Raw genomic sequence first — 24,986 nt, forward strand, 5'->3', positions numbered from 1 at the left:
GAACAGCCAAATAAAAAGCCCCAAACATGACTTGAGGCTTCACTCACTAACAGAACGGTAAAAAACCGTAGATTAGTTCCAAGGCTGGCTAGGCTTAAGCCATAAGTGAACCGTCACCTCATCGCGGTCATGGTATAAATGCTTACACTGCAACTGGAATTCGTTGATGCCGTTTTCCTTGAGGATTTCCTGCATGGTATTCAAAATCGCCATCACTTCTTTATAACGGCTCTTCATCGGCAGCTTGAGGTTGAAAATTGCTTCTTTAAACCAGCCATTGATGGCCCAAGCTTCAATCAGCTCAGCCACGCGCGCGGGTTTTTCAACCATGTCACACACTAACCAATAAATGTTTTTACGCTGTGGCTCGAAGCGGAAACCATCCTCACGGAAATGTTTCACTTGTCCGGTTTCCATAAGTTTTTCGTTCATTGGGCCATTATCGACCGCGGAGACCATCATGCCACGACGCACTAACTGATAGGTCCAGCCACCTGGGCAAGCGCCTAAGTCCACTGCATTCATGCCGCTGCGAACCCGCTCTTCCTGCGCATCTTTAGGCACAAACTGCGCGAATGCTTCATCGAGTTTCAGGCTTGAGCGACTTGGTGCATCGGCGGCCATTTTCAGGCGCGGGATCCCCATAAAATAGGGTGAGCTGTTGTTGCTGAAGGAATAACCAACGTAGGCGCGTCCTGGGCCAACAAAACACACATGAATAATCGGACGCTTAGGGTTTTCCTGCGCCAGTAAACTGCCTGATTTTTTCAAATGCTGGCGCAAAGGCACAGTAAACTTACGGCAAAATGCCGACAGCTCTTTTGCTTCATTGGTATCAGGGGTTTCAACCCTCAGCTCGCCCGCTTTACTCACCTCACTGAGCGCTGCCACAATCGGGCTGACACGGTCAGACTCGGGCAAATCGGCTAGCAGTTCACTCGCGGCAAACATCTGACGAGCAAAGATCAGCGAATCTAACGACAGCTGCTTAGCCAAAGTATCGCCGCCATCATCGTCAAAACATTGGTATACCACATAGGCATCGTTATTGTTGGCCTTAACAAAGCCACCCACATTGAGCTCAGCCGCTCGCTGTTGGATTTCTGCTGCGCATTCTTTCTCATAGCCTGCACGGCAAAATAAAAATAGGTTTTTCATGGAGATCCTTAAGAAATCCAAGCCATAAACATGGCCGACTATCGATTTGGGCGCCAGTATAGCAATTTCAATACACAAAAGCCCGATTTGCTATCGGGCTTTTGTGCTATTGGCTGCGTGGACGCACGGCGCAGTGGCTGCGCCATACAAGCATTATGACTCGTTACCATCCACCACTTTATGGCGCCATACGGCCGCGGCCAGCAATAACCAACCTAAGAGGAAACAGCCGCCGCCCATCGGCGTGATAGGGCCAAACCATTTGCTGCCGACCAGCGCCAAACCGTAGAGCGAGCCAGAAAACAGCACTATACCCGCAATAAATAAATACGCCGCCCAATCGAGTAAACGTGAGGTTAACCACTGCCCCGCAAAAGCAACCACAATCAAGGCAAAGGTATGGTAGAAGTGGTATTGCACCCCAAGATTAAACACTTCAATCAACTCTGGGGGCGCCACGGCTTTTAAACCGTGGGCACCAAAAGCACCTAGCGCGACCGCAAAAAATCCGCTTACCGCGGCGAGTAACAACAATCCTTTACGCATTTTAACCTCCAAAAACCAATAGGCTTTACAACGGATGACGCCCGAGCCTAATCCAGGCTCTGAGCACTTTACGTCATATCAAGAAGAAACATTAGCCAATAAATTTTGCTGATAAATCAACAGCCAGTGCAAGGTTAGCCGCTTCAGTCGTACCTGACGACTTTCTTGGGACAAAACTATGATCCCCATCGGCTAAGTATTCAATTTGAATATTACTGTTAAGTGCCCAAGTGGGGATTTGTATCTTGCCGCCAAACTTATCCCGCTCCCCTTGCAGCACTAACACGGGCACTTGGCAGTCGTTCAGGGGTTCCAACCTAGGCTCACCGCCCTTAAGCGGAATAAAGGGATAACCTAAACAAATAACCCTATCAATGCGGCTGGCTTGTACGCTATCACAAGCAAGTAACGCCGCCATGCGTCCGCCCATGGATTTGCCCATCAAGACCACCCGCTTAACCTTAGGCTGAGCGTGCGCCACATCGAGCATCTCGCTAAAACAGGCAAGCAGCTTTGGCGCTCTATCAGGGGGGCGCTTTTTACCATCCACAGCATTGGCTTGCATATAAGGGAAGTTAAAACGCATCACTTGAAAGCCCTTGTCGACAAGACCTGCGGCCATTTGGCACATAAAGTCTGAGTCTCGATTCGCTCCCGCGCCATGGGCAAATAAAATCAAGATCTCTGAGGGTTCACCTTCTAACACATGGGCACTTAGTGCAACATTTACCAACGGATTATCCGGGCAACAACTCACTGCGTGACTCCTCGGCAAACATATCTAACATCCACTCACGAAACGCGACCACTTTACCCAGCTCGGCATGATTCTGTTGGCAAACGAGGTAGTAAGCATCTTTGCTCACTAGCACTTCTTGAAATGGGCATACCAGTCGTCCCGCCTTAATATCGGGCCGAGCCAACACGCTATAACCTAACGCCACACCTTGACCATGAGCCGCTGCCTGCAAGACGAGGGAAGAATGACTGAAAATTGGACCTTGGTTAACATTGATATCGGTAATACCGCATTGTCTAAACCACGCCTGCCAATCGTGGCGACTCATATCGTGTAGCAATGTATGGTGTTTTAAATCTTCCGGCTTTGACAGCGGCTTAGGGCCATTTAACAGCATGGGTGAACACACCGGAATAAGCACTTCATTGCGAAGTTTATCGGCCCGCAGCCCAGGCCAATTGCCTAAACCATAATAGATCGCGACATCAACATCGTCAGTTAAGGAACTGGCCTCTGTGTCCACCGCCTTGATCCGTACGTCAATATCAGGATTCTTTTCACTAAACTTGGACAGACGCGGCACCAGCCACTGAATCGCAAAGCTTGGCGACATGCTCACGGTCAACGAACCAATAGCACTACGTGCGAGCAGCCTATCGGTCGCATCAGCCAATTGAATAAAGATGTCCTTAATATCGAGAAAATAACTCTGGCCTTCCTCGGTTAGCAGCAGTGAACGATTTTTTCGGCGAAATAATTTTAATCCGAGAAAATCTTCCAGCGCTTTAATTTGATGACTCACCGCAGCCTGAGTCACAAACAATTCTTCAGCCGCTCGAGTAAAGCTCAAATGCCGTGCGGCGGCCTCAAATGCTTTAACCGCATTCAGTGGTGGTAAGCGTCTTGACATAGTGATCTCTATCTCAATTTTTAATTAGTTTTTCTAATCCGTATTGTTACATTTAATCGTTTGTAAAGGCCAGCATTTTTGATTAAATTTTGCGCCAACGAAACACATGAGTTGGACAATCTCGAACGGGTGATGGGAATGTCTGACAGCAATACTTTGTCAGCCCGGAGGCGACTATGTTCAATTTAAAATCTGCTTTTGCGTTAGTGTTAGTCAGCGCACTCAGTGCCAATGTCTACGCTAATGTTATCAATGCCGAAATTATTATCGACACCAGTGATTTACAAACAAGTATCAATGCCGAACTGACGGCAACGATGGAAAAAATGCACCAAGAAGCACTGCAAGATCCCACCTTATTGATTGCCGATGAGGTGCTACCAGCACAGCAAGTGGTCAAAACCGAGTAAATTGCACTGCTTCGCAATAACATAAAAGCCGCATTCCAATGCGGCTTTTTTGTATTCGTAATCCCGTAGATTGCTGCATATCAAGGTCAAACCTGAGGCTTGACCTTGCATACGCTTTGCTGGTTATCGCTTAAGGGCGGTAAACCTTAACATTGTGATAACCTTGCTCAATCAGGTAAAGTGCCTGTAATTTACTCATCACGCCACGCTCACAGTACAGCAGGTAAGTCTTTTGCTTATCGAGATCGGCAAACTGAGTCGCTAATTTGAAGAAAGGAATGCGCTTGATTTCCACGCCTTCAATCTCCAGCGGTTTATTCTCTTCTTCCTCTGGGGCGCGAATATCAATCACCACTTCATTGGTGTCGATAGCAACAACGGTCTCAGTTTCAGTGATACGGGTATTCATTTGTTCTGCTATCTCCCGGATATCAATGGCCACGGCTTGCTCTACGATACGGTCAATCAAGTCCTCAGAGAATTTGGTCTCTTCGGCCTCAACCTTAGCCAGTACCGCTTTAACAGTCGGCTTCTGTGAAATCACCCCGCAATATTCCGGCATAGACTTAGCAAAATCTTCGGTGCCGATACGACGGCATTCATTGATAATATCTTGCTTATCCATAGTGATCAGCGGACGCAAAATCAACATATCGGTGCAACGATCAATCACGTTTAAGTTGGTTAAGGTTTGGCTCGACACTTGACCCAAGCTTTCACCTGTTACAATCGCCTGAATGCCCATACGCTCGGCAATACGTGCAGCGGTGCGCATCATCATACGCTTGAGCACCACGCCCATTTGACCGTTGTCGATTTTCTCTAAAATCTCGGCCACCACAGGCTCAAACGGCACGGACACAAACTTCACCTTGTGGGATTCACCATAGGTTTTCCACAAATGGTAAGCAACCTGCTTAACGCCAATCTCGTGCTGCGCGCCGCCTAGGTTGAAGAAACAGTAATGGGTACGAGCGCCCTTCTTAATAAATTGGTAGCTCGACACGCCCGAGTCAAAACCGCCCGAAATTAACGACAACACATCTTCCTGCGTTGCCATTGGGAAACCGCCTAAGCCTTCGATACGCTTAGTCACCATATACAGTTTATCGCCCTCGATTTCGAGGTTAACAGTGACTTCGGGGTTCTTTAAGCGCACGCCAATCGCATCGGTAAACTGGTTTAAGCCACCACCGACATAACGCTCTACTTCAATAGAGTTAAAATCGTGATTACCAGTGCGCTTGACGCGTACACAGAAGGTTTTGCCGGCAATTTGGTCACGGTAAACGGGCAACACTTGCTGATAAATATCATCCACAGAGGTAAAGCTGTATTCATCCACTTGCACTACATGGGCGATCCCAGGGATACAGGCTAAACGCTCACCAAAGGCCTGAGCTAATTCAGGTTTATCATTTGGCACCTTTACCCAAATACGGTCCCATTGACGTTGCACTTTAGCATCTTCATCAACTTTTTTGAGCACGTTACGGATGTTGGTTTCAAGCATTTTAGTGAAGCGCATGCGCACAGGCTTACTCTTCATCATGATTTCTGGGTACAGCTTTACAATAAACTTCATGGGATTTCCGCGGGCAATTTTGGCAACAGCAAAATTGGTTAAAAGAATAATCGCCGGATTATAACAAACTCACGGCGATTGGCGCACCTGTTTCCACACTAGGGCTGCTCGTGGCGTGCGCTTACGCACAGTTGAACTTATAGTCAAAAAAGCCCAAATAAAAAAGCCGTGAGCAAGTCACGGCGTTTTTATCAAATAACTGATTTGGATTAAAAGCTATTTACCTACTTGAATTTCTTCGGATTCTTTTGCTTTACCTTGTTCAATCGCAATCTCAACTCGACGATTTCGCGCGCGATTTTCAGGCGAATCATTTAAGACAATTGGATTATTTGAGGCCATACCGACCACTTTCATCCGTTTAGGATCAAAACCCTTGACCTGCAATAACACATCAGCCACAGCAACAGCACGTTTACTGGAGAGATCCCAGTTTGAGCTATAGAGCTCATCACTTATCTGCATATCGTCGGTGTAACCCGATACGGTAATAATTCCCGGCACATCTTTGAGCAACTCACCCACCGAACGCACCACTGGTTTAAATCGCGGTTGTAGGAAACCAGAGCCTGAGGCAAATGAACCTTTTTCACGGATTCGAATAATAATCTGCTGTCCAAGTGACTCAATTTCAATCGCCCCATCGGTGATCTCTTTATTGAGCTCCTGCGCCATTTTTTTCACTTGCTGATTAATCTTATCCTGCGCTGCCGCAGCCTCGGCCTTCACTGCATCTGCGGTTTCTTGGGCTGTAGCCGTTGCTTCGCCACCTCGCTGCGAACCGTTCTGTTGTTGTACCCCACCCGCACTATCATCTTCCCCCGCTTGGAAATCCAACGTGGGTTCGGTCATTTCATTGGTTTGTTGGTTGATGATCTCAATCGGCGTGGGATCGGGACGACCAGGACGGAACTCGAGGGCAATCACAGACGTCCCCTTAGGAATATCTTTGACTTCGACTTTGTTTTGCACCCCAAATGCATACTTCATCGAACCTGCAATCTGCTTAAACTTCATCACATCCATTTCGGAGAATGACAGCAGCAACACGAAGAAACACATCAAGAGGGACATCAAATCGGCAAATGTTGCCAACCAGAGTGGTGCTCCGGGCGGTGGACAGTTGCACTTAGCCATGGGCTACTCTCCGTCCGTTGTATCGATTTTCCGCTGTTTTTCAGCAAGATAGTTTTTCAAAAAGCCTTCAATTACTCGAGGGTTTTGGCCATCTTGAATCGCCAATACCGCATCCATAATCAAGTTACGGTTTAGCATTTCCTCACCCATTCTAAGGCTTAATTTATCGGCGATAGGAATACACACCATGTTAGCCACTACCGCACCATATAGGGTAGTTAACAACGCAACCGCCATTGAAGGGCCAATCGATTTCGGGTCCGACATATTGGATAACATCGCCACCAAGCCCACTAGGGTACCAATCATCCCCATCGCGGGTCCTACGTCACCAAAAGCCCGGAAAATGGCGATGCCGTTGCGATGGCGCTCTTCGGTGAGGGCGATATCTTTTTCAAGCGCGGCACGTACCACCTCACCGTCATGACCATCCACTAACATATCGACGGCTTTTTGCATAAAACTGTTGGAAATTTGTGCTTCTTCAAGAGCAAGAAATCCACCTTTACGCGCCGCATCAGCCATCGTCACTGATTGTTCGATAAGATCTTCAGGTTTATCAATTTTAAACATAAAGGCTTTTACTGCGATTTTTACCGCACCTAAAAACTGTTTTAAATTGAATTTCATCATCACGACAAAGAAGGAGCCACCAAACACGATAAAGACGGAAGGAATGTCGATAAAAATTGCAATGCCGCCGCTGGTTACCATGGCCCAAAGGATAAAACCAAAGCTCCCGACTAGTCCAATAACTGTAGCTAAATCCACAACGGCTCCTCAATATTCTGTATAAACGACATGATACTGACTCTATTGGCAAAATAACACTAAATGTCATCCGTCAACGGTTAACACTTTGGTCTTAACCCAAGCCTTATTTTATGATGTCTTAAGATGATTATAAGCATAATGCTACTATTGTCATTTATCGGACAAGCTCTAAGCAAGTTTAGCGGCAATTTCTATTTTCTGAAAAAAATTCAGCAACAAAGCGTGCTATCGAGCAAATATCCATCGACTGAATTTGACCCTTGAGCCGCCCTGATATACCTTGTGTCCGCTCTTTCAAAGGAATTATTAACGTGGCAAAGAAACCCGAAAATCTCAGTTTTGAAGAATCCCTTGGTGAACTCGAACGCATCGTTGCTGAGTTAGAGCAGGGCGATGTATCTCTCGATGATGCGTTAAAACAATTTGAACGAGGCATCAATCTGGTGCGTAACAGCCAGGCAAAACTTGAACAAGCTCAGCAAAAAGTGGCCATTTTACTCAAGCAGGATGAAAATGCGCCCCTCTCTCCCTATGCCGTTGAGGGCGAATAAGCGTGTTAGTCAATGCAATAAAAGAATATCAACTACGAGTTGATAACCAATTAAAACAACGTTTTAGTACACTCGAAGATACAGCTCCTCAGTTAAAAGCCGCGATGACCCATGGCGCCCTTTTAGGGGGAAAACGCATTCGTCCCTTCTTGGTTTACAGTGTCGGGCAAATGTTTGGCGTAGCACTTGAAAAACTCGATGCCTGCGCCGCCGCGATTGAATGCATCCACGCCTATTCGTTAATCCATGACGATTTACCCGCTATGGATGATGACGCACTTCGCCGTGGTCAACCCACAGTGCATATCGCTTTCGATGAAGCCACCGCAATTCTTGCTGGGGATGCACTACAAACTTTAGCTTTTGAGATTGTGACTGAAGCCGTGCAAGGGATTACCAGCGAGCAACATATCGCTATGGTCAGAGCATTGGCAAAAGCCTCTGGTTATCGGGGTATGTGTGGCGGTCAAGCCATCGACTTAGCCTCCACCGATAAGCACATTGATCTTAAAGCATTAACTCAACTGCATAATATGAAAACAGGGGCGCTGATCAGCTGCGCCGTTGAGTTAGCCTTGATCGCCGCGAACGCGCCAAAAGATCAATATCAGACTATGATGGAATTTGCCCATGCCGTAGGACTTGCCTTCCAAGTCCAAGACGATATTCTGGACATTATTGCCACCACGGAAGAACTCGGCAAACCTCAAGGCTCAGATGCCGAGTCAAATAAGAGTACTTTTCCGCAACTACTTGGACTGCAAGGCGCAAAAGATACCGCCGCGCAACTGATCCAAGAGGCACTATCAGCGCTGGCTAAATTGCCATACAATAGCCAGTTAATTGCAGACTTCGCCCGCTATATTATTGAGCGAAGAATATAAAAAGAGACGAAGTATCTCGCTATGAGTTTGGACATTTCTCAGTTTCCGGTGTTGGCACAGGCCAACACACCTAATGAACTCCGCCAGCTTCCACAGGCCCTATTACCCCAATTGGCCGATGAGTTGCGGGAGTTCCTTCTTAAGTCCGTTGGCATGTCCAGCGGACATTTTGCCTCTGGGCTTGGCACCGTCGAGCTGACTGTTGCCCTGCATTATGTCTATAACACCCCGTTTGACCGTTTGATTTGGGATGTTGGTCACCAAGCCTATCCCCATAAAATCCTCACTGGTCGCCGTGATAGAATGCACACCATTAGGCAAAAGAACGGTTTACACCCCTTCCCTTGGCGGGAAGAAAGTGAATATGACACCTTTAGCGTAGGCCACTCAGGCACCTCCATCAGTGCCGCATTAGCCATGGCCGTTGCCGCCGAAAAAGAACAGGCAGGCCGTAAAGTGGTTGCCGTGATTGGCGATGGTGCCATGACAGGCGGCATGGTGTTCGAGGCCATGAACCACGCGGGTGATTTGCACAATGATATGCTGATGGTGCTAAACGATAATGAAATGTCGATTTCAGAAAATGTCGGCGCACTCAACAATCACTTAGCCCAATTGATGTCAGGCCGCTTCTACACCACGATTCGTGAAAGCAGCAAGAAAGTGCTCAAGGGCATGCCTGTTATCAAAGAAATGGCCAAGCGCACCGAAGAACACCTCAAAGGCATGGTGGTTCCTGGCACACTGTTTGAAGAGTTAGGCTTTAACTATATCGGCCCTATCGATGGCCACGATGTCGATGCCCTAGTGGAAACCCTGCGCAATATGCGCAATCTCAAGGGGCCACAAGTGCTACACATTATGACCAAAAAAGGTCGCGGTTATGAGCCAGCAGAAAAAGATCCTATCGGTTGGCACGCCGTCCCTAAATTTGACCCATCACAGTTTAAGAAGCCAGCGACTAAGCCGGGACTACCAACCTTCTCACAAGTGTTTGGCAAATGGTTATGCGATATCGCTGAGCAGGATGAAAAAGTCTTAGGCATTACCCCTGCCATGCGTGAAGGGTCGGGTATGGTGGAGTTCTCGCAGCGCTTCCCAAAACAATATTTTGATGCAGCCATTGCCGAGCAACATGCGGTGACCTTAGGTGCAGGGTTTGCCTGTGAGGGCTATAAACCTGTGGTCGCAATCTATTCGACCTTCTTACAACGCGGCTATGATCAGCTGATCCACGACGTCGCATTGCAGCGTTTACCCGTACTATTTGCCATTGATCGTGGAGGTATTGTCGGTGCCGACGGCCCAACCCATCAAGGGGCGTTTGATTTAAGCTTTATGCGCTGTATTCCAAATATGGTGATTATGGCGCCATCGGATGAAAATGAATGTCGCCAGATGCTGTATACCGGATATTGCTATGATGCAGGCCCAAGCGCGGTACGCTATCCAAGAGGTAGTGCAACAGGTGCGACTCAAGTTGAAGCCATGACGGCGCTGCCTATTGGTAAAGGGGTGATTAAGCGTTTAGGCAAACGTATCGCGATGCTTAACTTCGGGACTACCTTAGCCGCAGCACTCACTGCCGCAGAGAGTTTAGATGCAACAGTGGTCGATATGCGCTTTGTGAAACCGCTGGATGTGGATTTAGTCAAAGAGATGGCGCAAACCCACGATGTGCTCGTCACAGTGGAAGAAAACGCCATTATGGGCGGCGCTGGCTCAGGTGTGCTAGAGCTTCTGCAAAAGCTTAAAATGCCTAAACCTGTACTACAAATTGGCTTGCCCGATGAGTTTATTAAACATGGATCACCAGAAGAAGTGATCCATGACTTACAACTCGATGCCGAAGGCATGTTAGCGCAGATTAATGCCTATCTTGCCGATTGATTATTGATGGGGGCTAAGCTCCCATCAATACTACAAACGTGATAATTCACGATTAACGGCAAATAGAAAAGCAACAGACAAATAAAAAGGACTGTATCGGCAGTCCTTTTTATTGGTTTAACGTTTTACCGCTTACGCTTCAATATCAATCGAAGCAGACTCTTGGCTAGGGCCACCTTGAGACACCATCACCATGGCAGGACGCAGTAAACGGCTGTTTAGCTCATAACCCTTTTGCATCACTAACATCACAGTATTGGCTGGGAATTCAGCACTTGGTTGCATACCAATCGCTTGATGTTGATCAGGGTTGAAGGCTTGTCCTTGAGGATCAATTTGTTTTACACCAAATTTCGCCACAGCGGTCAACAAACTCTTTTGTGTTAACTCAACACCTTCATAGATAGCTTTAGTGGTTTCATCTTGCGGATTAGTCCCTTGCAGCGCTCGCTCCATATTGTCTATCACTGGCAGCAATTCGTTGGCGAATTTTTCCAGAGCAAACTTATTGGCTTTCTCTACATCCATCGCAGCGCGACGACGAATGTTATCCACTTCGGCAGCTGCACGTATTACTGAATCTTTTTGCTCATCAACTTTCGCCAAAGCGTCAGCGAGTAACTGTTCCAGCTCTTCAATACGGAAATTGGCTTGGGTAAGCTCATCAATCAGACTTGCTTCTTCGGTAGAAACTTCAGACTCTACACCCTCTTGGATCAGATCCTGTTCTGCTTTAATCGACTCGTTGCTCATTTTCACTCCAGCTAAAAATGCTTTGTTTCTAAATACTCTGGGCATATTATGGGGATCAATTTTGACGTTTCAAGGCCTAAGGCCAGATCTAGCATAAATATGACCACAAAGTTCCACACCATTGGCCTAATTGGTAAGCCGCATCATCCAGGGACAAATCAAACCCTCAAACGTCTGCACCACTGGCTGACAATGCAAGGTTATGAAGTCCTCGTAGAAGAGCGGGTAGCAACTGAGTTAGGCCCACAAATTGTGGCGGTTGATTTATTAGAGATTGGCGAGCGTTGTGATTTAGCGATAGTCGTTGGCGGTGATGGCAATATGCTCGGCGCCGCCAGAGTACTGGCGCGCTTCGATGTGGGCGTGATTGGTGTAAACCGTGGTAACCTTGGCTTTTTAACGGATTTACCGCCGGATGCATTCGAAGAGGCGCTCGCTAAAGTGCTCGATAGTGAGTTTGATACCGAACACCGTTTTTTACTTGAGGCAGAGGTCTATCGCCATGGACAGCTAAAAGCCAGTAATACCGCGGTGAATGAAGCGGTGCTGCATCCGGGTAAGATCGCTCACATGATTGAATTTGAGGTCTATATTGACAATCAATTCATGTACAGCCAACGCGCCGATGGCATGATAGTTTCAACTCCCACGGGGTCAACCGCCTATGCACTGTCAGCGGGTGGGGCGATTCTCACCCCCAATTTACAGGCATTAATTTTAGTCCCTATGTTTCCACACACCTTGTCATGCCGTCCTATTGTGGTCGATGCTTGCAGCACCATTAAGATGGTGGTTTCCCCTGAAAATGGCGAAAACCTTGAGGTTAGCTGTGATGGCCATGTGCATTTAGCAGTATTACCCGGCGATGAGATCATCGTGCGCCGCAGCTCTGAGCAACTTAGGCTTATCCATCCTAAAGGCCATAATTACTTCCATGTGTTGCGAAGTAAGCTCGGCTGGGGCAGTAAGTTGTTTTGAGTTTGTACGATGAGATGATGCGAAGCTTAACTCAAGCAACCTACCATAAAAAATATAGATAATGACTGACTATAGTTGTTAACAAAATGGAGTTGTGCAGCTGCATTGCTGTAAACAGCTTTATTAACCGTTATTAAATTTCAGATTAACTCATATTTCATAAAGTGACATTGCTCACACTCAATTTCCCCATCCGATAAAGCGTGAACTAGATCACGCTAAAAATCTCAATCTAAAAATGATATAAAATAATAAAAATCATATATTTAAAATAAATCATTAAAAACCACCGTTCCTTTTAATGAGTACCTGAGTGACACAGATCACACCTTAATATTGTCTTAAAAATTCATTAAGTGCCCATTAATGAAATAAATGGATCAGTTAATTGCAATACTGATCGCTAATTTAGTGAAGATCTGATTTTTTATAACTAAAAAGCATACAAGTTAAATTAATTACTGAGCATAGAAATATACAAACAACTCTTTAAGTGACATTGGTCACAGTTGGAGAAATCCTATGAGAGAAGCCTCCCGCAGCACTGTAAATTAGCATTTCATACAGCAGTCAAAATGATCTAGATCATATAAGTTCAACCCCGAATAGCGTCTAGTACACACCACAGAATGTCGTAACAGTGATTATTAGTAGTGAATACTGCTGATTTATCCACCATAAGTTCTGATATCGAAGCACCAATAAGATTCCTATAAAAAATAAGACAGACCACTTTATGTAGAGGCAAGCATGACAATACTCCAACTCCTCGCCAGCTTGACGCCAGTGCTCAGTGTAATGATCTTTCTTGTATTACTGAGAATGCCCGCGTCAAAAGCTATGCCCATTTCCATGGTAGTTACGGCCATCGCCGCCGTATTTATTTGGCAAATGGATACCACTCTATTGGCCGCATCCGTTCTTGAAGGACTGCTGTCAGCGATCACGCCATTAACCATCATCTTCGGTGCGGTATTCCTACTTAATACTCTGAAATATTCAGGTGCAATGGATACTATCCGAGCAGGCTTCACTAACATCAGTGCCGATGCCCGTGTACAGGTGATTATTATTTGTTGGTTATTCGGCGCCTTTATCGAAGGTAGTGCTGGCTTTGGTACGCCAGCCGCCATTGGCGCGCCACTGCTGGTATTACTGGGAGTACCTCCTGTCGCCGCCGCCGTAGTCGCCTTAATTGCCGACTCAGCCTGCGTATCATTTGGGGCAATTGGTTTACCCGTGCTCTTTGGGATGGAACAGGGGCTTATCCAAGGTGGTGTAAGTATGGCTGCTGAGCAGTTTGCTGCCCATGGTGGAACCTATGCAGGTTATGCTCGATATATCGTAATGCATATGATCACTATCGACTTAATCACAGGTTCATTAATTCCACTGGTTATGGTGACGATGCTGACCGGGTTCTTTGGCCGCAATAAATCCTTTAAAGAAGGCTTAGCCATTTGGAAATTTGCGATTTTCGCAGGTCTTGCCTTTACTGTCCCCGCCTGGATTATTAACTACCTTGCAGGCCCTGAATTCCCATCGGTTATTGGTGCATTAATCGGTATGGCACTGGTGATCCCTGTTGCGCGTAAGGGCTACCTACTGCCTAAAACACCTTGGAATGATTTCGCAGAGAATGACAACCAAGAAGGTGTGAAGATCGAAGCGAAAGCCCAGTTTTCACAAATTGCCGCCTGGACACCTTATATCATCATGGCTGCGCTGTTAGTGTTATCTCGTACAGTCACGCCACTGAAAGCTTGGTTATCGAGTTTCAACATTAGCTGGACAGGCCTTATGGGTACTGAGCTTAAAGCGAGCTTTGCAACCTTATACGCCCCTGGCGCCTTCTTCGTCGCAGTGTGTATTATCGGTTTCTTCCTGTTCAAAATGAAAAGTCCTGCGATTAAGCAATCCATCGGTGTTTCATGCAAATCAATGTTACCGACGATTATTTCATTAGGTGCTTCAGTACCTATGGTGAAAATCTTCTTAAACTCAGGTGCTAATGGTGCTGGACTAGCCTCTATGCCAGTGGCCTTAGCCGATATGTTGGGCCATTCAATGGGCGCGGTATGGGCATGGATGGCGCCTATCGTGGGGATTTTTGGTGCCTTCCTGTCAGGTTCAGCGACGTTCTCAAACATGATGTTCTCAAGCCTGCAATACAGTGTGGCTGATAATGTTGGCATGAACCATACACTGATATTGGCACTGCAAGGTATCGGTGCAAACGCCGGTAACATGATGTGCGTAATGAACGTGGTTGCCGCAGCAACTGTAGTAGGAATGGCGGGTAGAGAGTCGGAAATTATTCGTAAAACCATGCCTGTTGCCCTTGGCTACGCCTTACTTGCAGGCACTATCGCAACACTTTGGGGTGGCTTCTAATCCATCTTGTTCGAAGTCACGCCGAGTGACTTCGACTTTCTTCTATAAGATAAAGAGAGTGATGTTATGTCGATTAACTACAAAGAGGTCATCAGTGATCTCAGAACACAATTAGGTGATCGTCCGGTGACGGATGATCCCGTCCGTCGTTTTGCTTGGTCTACCGATGCCAGCTACTTCAGAATCGTGCCCGAAGTTGTTGTCCATGCCGAGACCTTAGAACAGGTAAAACTCACCTTAGCCGTTGCCCGCAAGCATAATGCGCCCGTCACATTTAGAGCAGCAGGCACCAGTTTATCTGGCCAAGCGATTGGTGAAGGGATACTACTTATCCTTGGCCATGATGGTTTTAGAAAGATTGAAGTCAGTAGCGATGCAAAACAAATTACCTTAGGTGCCGCCGTTATTGGTTCAGACGCGAATGCTGTGCTAGCGCCACTGAATCGCAAAATCGGCCCCGATCCAGCGACGATTGCTTCGGCAAAAATTGGCGGAATTGTAGCTAACAACGCTTCAGGCATGTGCTGTGGTACTGCTCAAAACAGTTACCAAACCATCGCATCGGCAAAACTGTTGTTTGCCGATGGCACTGAACTCGATACTGGCTGTGAAAAATCTAAGGCTGAGTTTGCTAAGACCCACGGAAAATTACTGCAAGATCTGAGCGAGCTCTCCCATCTGACACGCCATAACACCGTATTGGCCGAGCGCATTCGTAAAAAGTATTCCATCAAAAATACCACTGGCTACGGTATTAACTCCTTAATCGATTTTACCGACCCATTTGACATCATTAACCACTTAATGGTCGGGATGGAAGGTACGTTAGCTTTCATTAACGAAGTCACTTACCACACTGTAAATGAAGCTAAATTTAAAGCCTCAGCCATGGCTGTATTCCATAATATGGAAGATGCTGCACGCGCCATTCCGCTGATTAATGGTGAAAGTGTTTCTGCGGCCGAACTCCTTGACTGGCCATCCATTAAAGCGGTAACAGGCAAGCCAGGCATGCCAGATTGGTTGTCGGAACTGCCTGCGTTATCGGCGATTCTATTGATTGAATCCCGTGCGGATGATGCTCAAACGCTCGAACGCTATACCCAAGATGTCAGTACCAAACTGGCTGGTTTTGACTTCATCCGTCCGATGGAATTCAGTACCAATCCCGCGGTTTACGACAAGTACTGGGCGATGCGTAAAGGGCTTTTCCCCATTGTCGGTGGCGAGCGTCCAAAAGGAACCTCAGTTATCATCGAAGACGTGGCCTTTGAGCTTGAACATCTAGCCGCAGCAGCTCACGATATCACTGAGCTTTTCCATAAACATGGTTACCCTGAAGGCTGTATTTATGGCCACGCGCTGGCAGGTAACTTCCACTTCATTATTACTCCGACCTTCTCCACTCAAGCCGATATCGACCGCTTCCATGCCTTTATGGACGATATTGCCGATATGGTGATTAACAAGTACAACGGCTCCATGAAAGCTGAGCATGGCACTGGCCGCGCTGTGGCACCGTTTGTTGAAAAAGAATGGGGACAAGATGCTTACACTTTGATGAAGAGCATCAAACAACTATTTGATCCTCAGGGTATTCTAAACCCAGGCGTTATTCTTAACGATGATGCGAACGTCCACGTTAAAAATATTAAGCCCTGCCCTGTTGTCGATGATTTTGTTGATAGATGTATCGAATGTGGCTTCTGCGAAAAAACCTGCCCAACATCAGCACTTAACTTCTCGCCACGTCAGCGGATCGCGACTCTGCGTGAAATCGAGCGCTTAGAGCAGTCCGGTGATAAAGCTGCGGCCGCTAAAATGCGCGCCGATGCAAAATACGATGTGATTGATACCTGCGCCGCCTGTCAGCTTTGTACTATCGCCTGTCCAGTCGATAACAGCATGGGTCAGTTAGTCCGTAAACTACGTACACCTTATATCAGCACCACAGAGCAAAAAGTATTGGATTTCCAAGCCAAGCATTTTGGCGCGGTAAACCAAGTGATCAGTACGGGCTTTGATGTACTTGGGGTTATCCATAAAATCACCGGCGATGGCATTACTAATGCGCTGATGAAAACGGGTCGGCTGATTTCTAAAGAAGTGCCTTACTGGAATCCTGACTTCCCCAAAGGCGGCAAACTGCCTAAACCGTCACCCGCCAAAGCAGGCCAAGAAACCGTGGTTTACTTCCCCGCCTGTGGTGGCCGCACCTTTGGTCCAACGCCGAAAGATCCGGATAACCGCACCTTGCCAGAGGTGGTTGTAACCCTACTAGAGCGCGCGGGCTATAACGTTGTCACGCCAGAAAAGACCCGCGATTTATGTTGCGGCCAAATGTGGGAATCAAAGGGCGACTTTAAAAACGCCGACGCCAAACGCCAAGAGCTTATCGATGTGCTTAGCAAGATGAGCAATGGCGGCAAGATCCCAGTGTTAGTCGATGCCTTATCTTGTACTTATCGCACCCTCACGGGTAACCCAAAGGTACAAATAACGGATCTAGTTGAGTTTATGCATGACAAGCTGCTGGACAAGCTGACCATCAACAAAAAGGTCAATGTTGCTTTACACTTAGGTTGTAGTGCTCGCAAGATGAAGTTAGAGCCTAAGATGCAAGCCATTGCCAATGCTTGCTCGGCGCAAGTGCTCAAACCCGCGGGTATTGAATGTTGTGGATACGCCGGTGAAAAAGGTTTATATAAGCCAGAAATCAACGCCAGCGCCCTGCGCAATATTAAGAAGTTAATCCCAGTTGAGGTTAAAGAAGGCTATTACGCCAACCGTATGTGCGAGGTCGGTTTGACCCAACACAGTGGTATTTCCTACCGCCACTTAGCGTATCTGCTCGAAGAGTGCAGTCGCTAACACACTGACCAAACGGGGCTAAAGATAGCCCCGTTTTTCTTTAGAAGAAAACTATTCTCATTTATCGACAACTCCGCAAAGTTAACGAAATAAATCTTAAAATAAAAACCCAATTAACCATTTAAAATCATATTGTTAAAAACTTCTCATTTTTGCAAAAATCTAGTAGATCATTTACTAAATTAGGGCTACTTATTTACTTTAGATAAGCCTATATTGGATCAACTACCTTAGCATTTGTGTGGACTTTGGGGCCACAATGCAAGGCAATGTCGTTCACTAACAAGAAAGAGAAAGCACAATGAAAATCGCCCTTTTCATCCCGTGTCTCGTTAACCAAATGATGCCGGATGTGGCCATTGCCACTCTGGAATTACTGGAAAAACTCGGACACCAAGTGATTCTACCCGCAGGCCAAACTTGCTGTGGCCAACCGATGACTAACTCGGGTTGCTTTGATGCAGCACGCAGTACCACCTTGAAATTACTCAATGCTTTCAAAGGTGTAGAATGCGATGCCATTGTTTGTCCTGCCGCTTCTTGTTTAGTGGCCGCCAAAGAAAATTTCCACGAGTTTGATAGCAGCCCAGAAGCTCAAGCCGTTATCGACAAACTCTATGAACTGACCGAGTTCCTCCACGATATCGCCCCCATTCCCGCCTTCAACAAACCTTTTGCCCATAAGATCAGCCTGCAACTAAGCTGTCACGGCATTCGTATGCTGAGCCTTGCCACGCCAAGCGAGCAAATGGGCCCGCGATTCAACAAAGTTGAAGCCGTGCTTGCCAATATCGCTGGTATCGACATTGTCTATCCAGACCGTCGCGATGAATGCTGTGGCTTTGGTGGTACTTTTGCCGTCGATGAAGGAGCCGTATCCGCCAAGATGGGTAAAGACAAAGCCCAAGCCCACGCGGCAACAGGCGCGCAATATGTGGTTGGCTTCGATCCCTCTTGCCTCTTGCACCTCGATGGCATGATCCGCAGACAGCAATTGCCGATTGAAATTCGCCACATAGCGCAAGTGCTTAACGCCGCGCTCTAGGAGACCCACTATGGCATATCAACATAATCACGGGGCCACGGGTTCACAGGTTCACGCTCATAAAGCCGATATTTTCTGCCGCGATGAAACCCGAGTTGACTGGCACTCTAAAGCCCTTTGGGTGCTGCGCGAAAAACGCGATCGCGCCGCTGGCAGCTTACCCGAATGGGAGCAACTGCGTCAGTTAGGTTCTGAAATCAAACTGCATACCTTAACCAACCTTGCACAATACCTTGAAACCTTTGAGCAAAACTGTCTTGCCAACGGCATCAAAGTGCATTGGGCCAAAGATGGCGCCGAGCACAACCGTATCGTGCACGAGATCTTAGCTAGCCATAAAGTGAAGAAGTTAGTTAAGTCCAAATCAATGCTCACCGAGGAATGTCATCTCAACCCTTACTTAGAGCAGCGTGGAATTGAAGTCATCGACACCGACTTAGGTGAGCGCATTATTCAGCTCGCGAAAATGCCGCCTTCGCACATTGTGGTGCCCGCTATCCACATGAAAAAAGAAGAAGTCGGTGATCTCTTCCATGAGAAACTCGGCACTAAAGCGGGGGCAGCCGATCCCTTGTATTTAACCCGTGCCGCCCGCGCGCATTTGCGTGAAAAATTCCTCAGCGCCGATGCCGCCATGACAGGGGTAAACATGGCGATTGCCGATAAGGGCGCCGTGGTCGTTTGTACCAACGAAGGTAACGCCGATATGGGCGCTAACCTACCCAAGTTGCAGTTGCATTCAATGGGGATCGACAAAATTGTCCCCGATATCGACAGCGCCGCCGTGTTACTACGCACCCTCGCACGCAACGCAACTGGCCAACCCGTCACTACTTATAGCGCCTTCTACCGTGGACCACAGGTCGATGGAGAGATGCATGTGATCATCGTCGATAACGGCCGTACCGAGATGATGAAGGATAAAATCCTTGCAGAATCATTGAAATGTATTCGTTGCGGCGGTTGTTTAAATACTTGTCCTGTGTATCGCCGCTCTGGTGGTTACAGCTACAACTACACCATTCCCGGCCCGATTGGGATTGCGGTGGGTGCCAAGCATGACGATACCAACTCCATCGCTTGGGCTTGTACTCTGTGTGGTAGCTGTACCTATGTCTGCCCGACCAAGGTGCCGCTCGATAAGATTATTCACCACCACAGACGCCTTAAGGCCAAAGCCGGACAACTCCCCTACGGCAAAAACGGCTATATGCCATTAGTGGGTAAATTTATGGCAAGCACTACTCTGCTCAATTGCTCAATGGGCGCGGCCCGAACTGCACTGCGCATTCTGCCCGGTAGTCTGCTCAAGCCCTTTAGCGGTGCCTGGGGTAAATACCGTGAACTGCCAGTCGCCCCCAACTCCAGCTTCGAAGCTTGGTTTAAGAAACACAGGAGCCTATAAGATGTCTAGTAAGCACGAAATTCTCAATGCGCTCAAACTGTCGGCTTTAACAAACCATCCTATGCCAAGCATCGATGTCGCCCCAAGGGTTGAAGATCTGGTTGGCCAGTTTGAAACCAATCTGAAAACCGTTGCGGGTACACTTCACCGTGAAGGCGGCCTCGCGGCACTGCAAGCCAAAGTGGATGAGCTTGTCGCCCAAGGCTTACAGGTTATCTCCCTCGTTGAGGGCATCACAGCAAACCGTGATGTGCCACCAACGGCTCACGAGCTCAGGGATATCGATTATGCGGTGATCCCTGGGGATATTGGTGTTGCCGAAAATGGTGCCATTTGGGTAAACAATAAGAACTTAGGCCACAGAGTAACGCCTTTTATCTGTGAAAACCTGATCTTAGCCCTGCCAGCCAATAAGATTGTGCCAAACATGCATCAAGCGGCAAAAGAAATCACGCTAGCCTCAGGTGAGTTTGGGGTGTTTATCGCCGGTCCCTCAAAAACCGCCGATATCGAACAAGCCCTCGTCGTCGGTGCTCACGGCGCCTGCAGCTCGAACGTGTACTTGCTGTAATGCCTCAAGATTTAATGTAACCAAGAAACGCAAAGGTTACGGGACAATCGAAACATGAAAGCCGACCTTTATTGGCGGCTTTCTTATTTAAAATTTAGCATAACAATATTTTAAACATTTGATTTATAAGAGTTATCAACCTACAGATACAGGCTTGCCATGGCATTCGCCGCCGACTCGGTGAATAGAGAAATCTAGGATTTCTAAGCTTATGAACGAGAGCCATGGTCGTTCTCACGTATCCCTGCATTGCACGACATTCAGGCGTCCTGCCTATAAGATGGCGAACGGGCTGTTAAACACGGATGTAGTGCAAGTCAATCAGTGGATGCAAGGCCGCGCCGTTCTGCTCTTTGATGAGCGCCGCAGCCTAAAGCAATAGCTTGTACTAGTGATAAGTAAAGGATCTTTATCAAGTCGCTTTAACCAGATGCGATAGCGCAATACTGAGGATACCTTACGAGTATCCTCGACGCGGCTGGTCGTATTATCGACTATATCTATTAGGCATTTATAGTAAAGGTGAGTAAATGAACGAGGTATTACTACAAATAAAGGCGCTCACCAATAGTGATCCTTTGTTGACGGCAGTCATTGTTGGAGTATTAACATTTACGTTAATTGGATTCGTAGGCTACATGCTAAAAGATGTCCCCGCGAAACTGTTAAGTTGGCTCAGTAGCCTGCTATTTGTGCGGCTCACTATAGACGATAGCCATCAGGCACGCACAGAGATATTCAATAAGCTGTCCTTTTTGATCAGTAATACTACCATTCCGTTTTTTTCACGTTCTATCTCTGAGGCTGTTTACTTTGACTATGGTGTGAATTACGACGGGCGTGTCAGTGTTAAGTCTATCGGCTATGGTATGCATCTGTTTAAATACGGTGGTTGTTTTATGTTGGCAACTCGTACTAAGGTCGATAGTTCGATGGCATACGATTCTATTACTGTAAGAGCACCATGGTGGGCAAAAGATAAACTATATCGTTTTTTAGAAGATACTCGTGGAGACATCTCTAATGAGCCGAAAGTGAATATTTTCGAAGAAACCGAATGGTGTCGCTACGGTACATTGAAATCATCGGGTTTTAGTGACTTAGTGCTAGATGAAGGGTTTAAGCAGGACTTGATGAGGGAAGTTGATAACTTCGCAAGTCGGGGAAAATCGGTTGTCAGTAAGCTAACCATACTGTTACATGGAAAAACGGGTACAGGTAAGACGGGTATAGCGAGAGCCTTAGCGGTTGAGTATCATCGCGATCTATACATATTGAATCTATCGACTGTCAATGATGCCACTATTCATAAAGCAATTAGAAAGGTAGCGCCCGGAGCGATGTTGTTAATAGAGGACTGTGACTGTGTAAAGGCCACGGTATCACGTACTGCTGAAAGCAATGTAGATAACCCACCACTCACTTTAGGTGGCGTTCTAAACGCCTTAGACGGAATCGTCCCTCTTGATGATTGCCTTGTCATAATGACCACAAATCATCTTGATAATCTTGACCCAGCGTTAATACGTAAAGGTCGTGTAGATGTCAGTATGGAAGTACCACTTATCAGTGCAAAGCAAGTTAATGAGGACTACTTTGAGCGTTTTGGCGCAGTGCTGAATAGAACTGAGCCATTGTTAGGTTGTGAAGTCTATGAACTCCATCGCAGAGCGAAGTTAAGATATGGTAGTGTCCATAATTCTGTGTGATTTCAGTAAAAATCTGACTATCCATTTTAGATCAACAACATAAGCACTTTTGGTTTGTCTACAACTTGTACGAGCTAAAGCTGAGACATGAAATTGAGCTAACTCATTAAAATATTGGTGTATTTAAGACATATTAACCCACCCAATAAAACCAATGAGCAGTAATTGGTTTGGTTAAGCAAGGTTACAGTGAGTTGCAGGACATGACATCCCATTTTAGAGATTGGCCAGTCAATAATTGATTTTTTACTTTTTATAAGGGAACAACCAAGTGTTGTTGGGCGTTTTTATATTTGGGTTAACTAACCGCAATGCATCGTATAGTTCGCTTCGCTTATATGGATAGTTAGGGCTCAATAAAACTGATGAACCATTATTCATTTTCACTAAAATAAGGCTAGCGTTTGATCCTATATCTGTGCTGTGCTCAATTTCAATAATGTCTTGCGGATTGACACTGAACGTCCATTCTTTAAAAGTAGGGTGAAATGAGCTGAACTCGGAGTTTGTCAGCTTGATATAAAATTTAGCAGGATGAGTAAGCAACCATGCTGTTAGCGATAACAGAGCAAGCTCAGAAACCACAACAATATATTTTACGTAAAATAAAAATTCGTTATAAAAAGGATCACTTTTTGGAATGAATATCAAAATAAGCCAAAGGATAACGGGCAAAAAAAGCATATTAAAAGCGAGCATTTTGGCTTGTTGTTTTCTGTTTCTTTCATAATAAAAAAATGTGCGTTTAATATTCATATAATTAACGCCTAGATTCAGATCGAAAAGCACCGTAGTTGGTTGACGTTATCACCCGCACCTTCTGCTGGCGATAAAATGTGATTATCACAAATCTGAGCATTCATCAAAAACCCGTATAATTGGGATTGTCTGAAACTCCATCTCAACGACTCCATCACTGAGATAATCAAACAACTGGCGATTTTAAATCAACAACATAATGTACTTTCGGTTTGCCTACAACACGCTCAGATTAAAATGGTTTATTAAACGATCGGTTGGGTAAATTGCGTATATAAAAAATGGCAGAGAACAATTGTTTCTCCGCCATTTTGATGAAAAAGCTCAATCGATGTTTCTACAACAACCTGCTACATAAAGGCTTTCGTAAAGGCTTCCTTCGACTGGCGAATATAATTGCGTGCACTTTGAGCATGTTGTTCCCATACCGCCCTATCGCTTGGATCGGTAAAGGGATTTTGCTCGGCGGCAATCGAGCGCTCAAAGCGGTCATAGAAGGTTAACATCGCTGAAGTAATTTGATTAAAACGTTCTTTAAACTCCTGAAACTCATCCATTTTTTCAGTCGTTTTAATCATGTACTGTACCAGTTCAGCATTACTATTAGAGGCAAGTAAGGCTTCGGCTTTGGCACTGATATTGGCATTCACTTCAGCCATGATTTGCGCCCGAGTCTGCTCATCTTTACTCATCACCTTACTGTAATTTTCGGGCGTACGGGCAATGCTGGCGTGTTGCAGATAGCTACGCAGATGTTTGTCTAAATCCTTGCGGAAATTATCTAAGTTCTTCTGCATACTGACTAAATCATTATCGAGTGCGGTCACCTGTTGCAACTCTTTTTCGATTTCAGACATAAAGCGCTCGGCCTGTTGATAAATCTTAAGGCCGTTTTCCTCGGCAAACTTTTTATCACTGCGACTTAAGTCGCTGTTGTCATAGTTTGAGCGGTCAAAGGTGGCCGCAAGGAAGGATTTAAAAGGTTCAGCAAAGGCTGAGTAGGCGCCAGCACTCACTACATTTAAGGTGGCGGTTGCTAAGTCACCAAAGGGCTTGACCATAGAGCCTAAACGCGCCTGTTGAATCGGCGACGCAATCCGCTTAGCGTCAGTTAACACCGACCTAAAGGTGTTATAACCCAAAGGGTTAGACATTTTATTGCGCTCAGAGGTCGCCAGTACAAAGGTGATACTGGAATAAATCGCATTCGAATACTCAAGGTATTGTCTTTGGCTTTCGAGCTGGGCGGCGTAGTTTTTCCCCAGCGTTCTAAAGGATTCGGCCTGAACCTCGTAGTTTTTGTCTTCTTTAAGTTTATCTAAAATGCCGCCGATAATTTTTTGCTCGTTTTTTTGCAGGGCAATATCTAAGCGAATTTTATCGAGGGTTAAATCATCCAAACTGATAGGGCCATTAATCGCTTCAATATCGAGGCGAACATATTGACGACTCGGATCGTCAATCGACACCCGATGGGCTAAATATTCATTTGTGCCAGGAGTAACATCGATAAGCGCCACATGCTGCCACTGGGCATCCAGTTTTAATACTGGCGATGTGAGCACATTAATCCGATATTGGGTTTGGATATTTTGAGTTTTTACCCAAAACTCTAATAGACCCGCTTCCGATACAGGGTATTTACTGACAATACTGCTATTGCCTTCTGCACATAACAACGCACTCTCGCCACTATGGGGCTCAGCACCCTCAAATTGGCACCCCATGATCCAAGACCAAGGTTGTGATAAGCGGTTACCCTCAAAATCGCTAGCAAACACTAACTCATTATCCTTGGCGCTGGCGTTAACACTGGTTAACACGCCAAACAACAGCATAGAGATGACTGCAGCGGTGCGCATAAGAGCCTCTTAAAACTTAAATAACAAACGAAAAGCCAGACAAAGTGGCCCAGAA

22 protein-coding genes are annotated in these 24,986 nt (G+C 46.4%); 12 read left to right on the plus strand and 10 right to left on the minus strand.

The window, feature by feature from the left end; genetic code table 11:
* Window positions 1–72 precede the first annotated feature (72 nt).
* From rlmM to L976_RS08090, 4 genes are all read right to left on the minus strand, one after another.
* Entirely contained in the window at window positions 73–1,158 is a 1,086-nt protein-coding gene (rlmM, locus tag L976_RS08075) for a 23S rRNA (cytidine(2498)-2'-O)-methyltransferase RlmM (protein WP_047535846.1), read from the minus strand.
* A 153-nt stretch (window positions 1,159–1,311) separates the two neighbouring features.
* Window positions 1,312–1,704, minus strand: a complete 393-nt coding sequence (locus L976_RS08080; RefSeq protein ID WP_037416529.1) for a DUF423 domain-containing protein — start codon at window positions 1,702–1,704, stop codon at window positions 1,312–1,314.
* 91 nt (window positions 1,705–1,795) lie between these two features.
* Window positions 1,796–2,461, minus strand: a complete 666-nt coding sequence (locus tag L976_RS08085) for an alpha/beta fold hydrolase (protein ID WP_047535848.1) — start codon at window positions 2,459–2,461, stop codon at window positions 1,796–1,798.
* Window positions 2,442–3,353, minus strand: coding sequence for a transcriptional regulator GcvA (locus tag L976_RS08090; protein WP_037416523.1), 912 nt, complete (start codon window positions 3,351–3,353; stop codon window positions 2,442–2,444). The genes L976_RS08085 and L976_RS08090 overlap by 20 nt, the downstream gene beginning before the upstream one ends.
* A gap of 176 nt (window positions 3,354–3,529) precedes the next feature.
* Between L976_RS08090 and L976_RS08095 the strand changes: the two genes are divergently transcribed.
* Window positions 3,530–3,763 (plus strand): hypothetical protein, encoded by a 234-nt coding sequence (locus L976_RS08095; protein WP_037416521.1) that lies wholly within the window; start codon window positions 3,530–3,532, stop codon window positions 3,761–3,763.
* Between the two features lie 130 nt (window positions 3,764–3,893).
* On the opposite strand, the gene thiI is transcribed toward L976_RS08095, so the two are convergent.
* The 3 genes from thiI to pomA form a co-directional block, all read right to left on the minus strand.
* Window positions 3,894–5,348, minus strand: coding sequence for a tRNA uracil 4-sulfurtransferase ThiI (thiI, locus tag L976_RS08100; protein ID WP_037425834.1), 1,455 nt, complete (start codon window positions 5,346–5,348; stop codon window positions 3,894–3,896).
* Between the two features lie 216 nt (window positions 5,349–5,564).
* Window positions 5,565–6,485, minus strand: a complete 921-nt coding sequence (locus tag L976_RS08105; RefSeq protein ID WP_037425837.1) for a flagellar motor protein MotB — start codon at window positions 6,483–6,485, stop codon at window positions 5,565–5,567.
* 3 nt (window positions 6,486–6,488) lie between these two features.
* A complete protein-coding gene (gene pomA, locus L976_RS08110; protein WP_047535853.1) occupies window positions 6,489–7,256 on the minus strand; it encodes a flagellar motor protein PomA in 768 nt (255 codons plus the stop codon).
* A gap of 314 nt (window positions 7,257–7,570) precedes the next feature.
* Here pomA and xseB point away from each other — a divergent pair, with 314 nt between their 5' ends.
* Genes xseB through dxs form a run of 3 tightly spaced genes read left to right on the plus strand, consistent with a single transcriptional unit; the run spans window position 7,571 to window position 10,584 of the window.
* Entirely contained in the window at window positions 7,571–7,810 is a 240-nt protein-coding gene (gene xseB, locus L976_RS08115) for an exodeoxyribonuclease VII small subunit (RefSeq protein ID WP_011623480.1), read from the plus strand.
* 2 nt (window positions 7,811–7,812) lie between these two features.
* Window positions 7,813–8,694 carry a (2E,6E)-farnesyl diphosphate synthase gene (gene ispA, locus L976_RS08120; protein WP_047535855.1) on the plus strand — a complete coding sequence of 294 codons (882 nt, stop codon included), beginning with the start codon at window positions 7,813–7,815 and terminating at the stop codon, window positions 8,692–8,694.
* Window positions 8,695–8,715: 21 nt separating this feature from the next.
* On the plus strand, window positions 8,716–10,584 hold the full coding sequence (dxs, locus tag L976_RS08125; protein ID WP_037416077.1) for a 1-deoxy-D-xylulose-5-phosphate synthase: 1,869 nt from the start codon (window positions 8,716–8,718) through the stop codon (window positions 10,582–10,584).
* A 132-nt stretch (window positions 10,585–10,716) separates the two neighbouring features.
* Here dxs and grpE read toward each other — a convergent pair whose 3' ends face one another.
* Window positions 10,717–11,337, minus strand: coding sequence for a nucleotide exchange factor GrpE (gene grpE / locus L976_RS08130; protein WP_037416074.1), 621 nt, complete (start codon window positions 11,335–11,337; stop codon window positions 10,717–10,719).
* A gap of 99 nt (window positions 11,338–11,436) precedes the next feature.
* Here grpE and nadK point away from each other — a divergent pair, with 99 nt between their 5' ends.
* The 8 genes from nadK to L976_RS08165 all read left to right on the plus strand — a co-directional run bounded on the left by nadK (window position 11,437) and on the right by L976_RS08165 (window position 22,310).
* A complete protein-coding gene (nadK, locus tag L976_RS08135; RefSeq protein WP_156143172.1) occupies window positions 11,437–12,315 on the plus strand; it encodes an NAD(+) kinase in 879 nt (292 codons plus the stop codon).
* A gap of 750 nt (window positions 12,316–13,065) precedes the next feature.
* Window positions 13,066–14,709, plus strand: a complete 1,644-nt coding sequence (locus tag L976_RS08140) for an L-lactate permease (RefSeq protein WP_047535865.1) — start codon at window positions 13,066–13,068, stop codon at window positions 14,707–14,709.
* 66 nt (window positions 14,710–14,775) lie between these two features.
* Window positions 14,776–17,580, plus strand: a complete 2,805-nt coding sequence (locus L976_RS08145; RefSeq protein WP_047535868.1) for an FAD-binding and (Fe-S)-binding domain-containing protein — start codon at window positions 14,776–14,778, stop codon at window positions 17,578–17,580.
* A 301-nt stretch (window positions 17,581–17,881) separates the two neighbouring features.
* The gene (locus L976_RS08150) at window positions 17,882–18,625 is read left to right on the plus strand and encodes a (Fe-S)-binding protein (RefSeq protein WP_037416062.1); all 744 of its coding nucleotides are present in this window, start codon (window positions 17,882–17,884) and stop codon (window positions 18,623–18,625) included.
* Window positions 18,626–18,635: 10 nt separating this feature from the next.
* The gene (locus tag L976_RS08155; RefSeq protein ID WP_047535871.1) at window positions 18,636–20,030 is read left to right on the plus strand and encodes a lactate utilization protein B; all 1,395 of its coding nucleotides are present in this window, start codon (window positions 18,636–18,638) and stop codon (window positions 20,028–20,030) included.
* A gap of 1 nt (window position 20,031) precedes the next feature.
* The gene (locus tag L976_RS08160; RefSeq protein ID WP_037425853.1) at window positions 20,032–20,601 is read left to right on the plus strand and encodes a LutC/YkgG family protein; all 570 of its coding nucleotides are present in this window, start codon (window positions 20,032–20,034) and stop codon (window positions 20,599–20,601) included.
* A 211-nt stretch (window positions 20,602–20,812) separates the two neighbouring features.
* On the plus strand, window positions 20,813–20,983 hold the full coding sequence (locus tag L976_RS23500; protein ID WP_169547028.1) for a hypothetical protein: 171 nt from the start codon (window positions 20,813–20,815) through the stop codon (window positions 20,981–20,983).
* 148 nt (window positions 20,984–21,131) lie between these two features.
* Window positions 21,132–22,310 (plus strand): AAA family ATPase, encoded by a 1,179-nt coding sequence (locus L976_RS08165; RefSeq protein WP_047535874.1) that lies wholly within the window; start codon window positions 21,132–21,134, stop codon window positions 22,308–22,310.
* A 246-nt stretch (window positions 22,311–22,556) separates the two neighbouring features.
* Here L976_RS08165 and L976_RS08170 read toward each other — a convergent pair whose 3' ends face one another.
* Together L976_RS08170 and bdpA are read right to left on the minus strand one after the other, a co-directional pair.
* Complete coding sequence (locus tag L976_RS08170; protein ID WP_047535877.1) at window positions 22,557–23,066, minus strand: hypothetical protein; 510 nt, start codon at window positions 23,064–23,066, stop codon at window positions 22,557–22,559.
* 353 nt (window positions 23,067–23,419) lie between these two features.
* The gene (gene bdpA, locus L976_RS08175; RefSeq protein ID WP_037416051.1) at window positions 23,420–24,931 is read right to left on the minus strand and encodes a BAR domain-like protein A BdpA; all 1,512 of its coding nucleotides are present in this window, start codon (window positions 24,929–24,931) and stop codon (window positions 23,420–23,422) included.
* Between the last annotated feature and the right edge of the window lie 55 nt (window positions 24,932–24,986).

Origin of the sequence: Shewanella sp. ZOR0012, from assembly GCF_000798835.1 — a bacterium.
In the GTDB taxonomy this organism is placed as follows: Bacteria; Pseudomonadota; Gammaproteobacteria; order Enterobacterales; family Shewanellaceae; genus Shewanella; species Shewanella xiamenensis.